The sequence below is a fragment of the Microvirga calopogonii genome (assembly GCF_003347665.1).
Lineage (GTDB): Bacteria > Pseudomonadota > Alphaproteobacteria > Rhizobiales > Beijerinckiaceae > Microvirga > Microvirga calopogonii.
In genome coordinates, this window is sequence record NZ_QDGA01000244.1 from 1 (window position 1) to 1,070 (window position 1,070).

Sequence of the window (1,070 nt, forward strand, 5' to 3'; positions counted from 1 at the left end):
GGCGAGCTGACCAATGACCACCTCAAACCGCACCCGAATTTACACTCATTGACGGACGTGACCGGAACCCTGCGTGCTGGCCAGAACTGTCCCCATGGCTTGAAAGAGAAACCCTGCTTGTGGGACCATACAGTTCCAACATTCTTTCTGTATACAGAAACAAATGCCCTCTGGGCCAAGAGGCGCAGAGGGTTATTGGGAACTGCTCCGACAGGGGACGGAGCCAGAGTGAACTCGGCTAACGGTGCCCTTATGTGTCATCTACATGCTGTGACCATTCCCGCCGCCGGAGAGGTCGTTAAGGCGTTGCCGACGGCGTTCGAGAACAGCGCGTACGCGGGCAACCTCATCCGGGTGGGGCTCTGGAAGTGGGAACTCAGCGCTCAGTCTTCCTTTGCTTCCGCGCATGCGACCATAGTGGCACTGTTGCAGCAACTTGAAAGGGCATAACGAACGCCGTCGGGCGGGTCATTCAGGCTGCTAGACCGAAGAGCTGATTAATGAGACGGACTTCGCCTGTCGCCTGACGTTTTCGCTGGACGCAGTGACCGCGGCGGATCATGCGCATGACTTCGAAACCTCCGATGGTGGCGGAGGCTGTCTTCATCGTCTGGAAGCCACGCGTCGGCCGGATCATCCGCTTGAGCGCGCCATGATCCGCCTCGAGGATGTTGTTGAGGTATTTCGAGGTGCGATGTTCGACATCCTGCGGCAGCAGCCCTTCGTCCTGCAGGCGTCGGATGGCCTTCGGATAGGATGCCAGTTTGTCGGTCGTGATCGAGGACGGCGGATAATCGCTCATCGCCTTAAGGGCTTTGCGCAGGAAGCGATAAGCGGCTCCAGTATCACGCCGGCCGGACAGCATGGAGGCAATCAGACGACCGTGCTTGTCGACCGCTCGGAACAAGTACCGCCAGTGCCCACCCACTCGGACATAGGTCTCGTCCACTCGCCACGAACCTGAGCGAGGCCCGTGGTTTGGTCGCATCCGCTTCTCAATCTCCGGGGCATAGCGTTGGACCCAACGAAAGATCGTGCTTGGATTAACGCTGACACCGCGCTCGGACATC

At 58.9% G+C, this 1,070-nt stretch carries 2 protein-coding genes; one reads left to right on the forward strand and one right to left on the reverse strand.

Annotated features, from left to right (window positions below; all coding sequences use genetic code 11):
* Window positions 1-450, forward strand: a 450-nt coding sequence (locus DDF70_RS37780) for a hypothetical protein (RefSeq protein ID WP_205772634.1), incomplete at its 5' end; no start/stop codon positions are given.
* A 22-nt stretch (window positions 451-472) separates the two neighbouring features.
* On the opposite strand, the gene DDF70_RS36255 is transcribed toward DDF70_RS37780, so the two are convergent.
* The coding region (locus DDF70_RS36255) for an IS6 family transposase (RefSeq protein WP_114946479.1) at window positions 473-1,070 on the reverse strand (598 nt) is incomplete at its 5' end.